The sequence below is a fragment of the Streptomyces milbemycinicus genome, from assembly GCF_002154605.1.
In the GTDB taxonomy this organism is placed as follows: Bacteria; Actinomycetota; Actinomycetes; order Streptomycetales; family Streptomycetaceae; genus Streptomyces; species Streptomyces milbemycinicus.
In genome coordinates, this window is record NZ_MUNE01000607.1 from 1 (window position 1) to 524 (window position 524).

General features: G+C 70.4%; 1 protein-coding gene. It reads left to right on the top strand.

The genetic code is table 11. The annotated features are described in order from the left end of the window. Positions 1-524 (top strand): 16S rRNA (cytosine(1402)-N(4))-methyltransferase RsmH (gene rsmH, locus CCN51_RS40260; protein WP_086860693.1); only part of this gene is annotated, 524 nt, incomplete at both ends.

Sequence of the window (524 nt, forward strand, 5' to 3'; positions counted from 1 at the left end):
GGTCCTGGCCCGGCTCGGCATCCCGCGTGTCCAGGGGATCCTCTTCGACCTCGGCGTGTCGTCCATGCAACTGGACGAGGCCGAGCGGGGTTTCGCGTACGCGCAGGACGCGCCGCTGGACATGCGGATGGACCAGACGACCGGGATCAGCGCGGCCGAGGTGCTCAACACCTATCCGCCGGGCGAACTGGTGCGGATCCTGCGGACGTACGGCGAGGAGAAGTTCGCCAGGAAGATCGTGGACGCGGTGGTGCGCGAACGTGCGAAGGAGCCCTTCCACAACAGCGCCCGGCTGGTCGAACTGATCCGTGCGGCCCTGCCGCAGGCCGCCAAGCGCACCGGCGGCAACCCCGCCAAGCGCACCTTCCAGGCGCTGCGCATCGAAGTCAACGGCGAGCTCACGGTCCTGGAACGCGCGATCCCCGCCGCGGTCGCGGCCCTCGCGGTCGGCGGCCGGATCGCCGTCCTCTCGTACCACTCGCTCGAGGACCGCCTGGTCAAGCACGTACTCGGAGCCGGTGCGG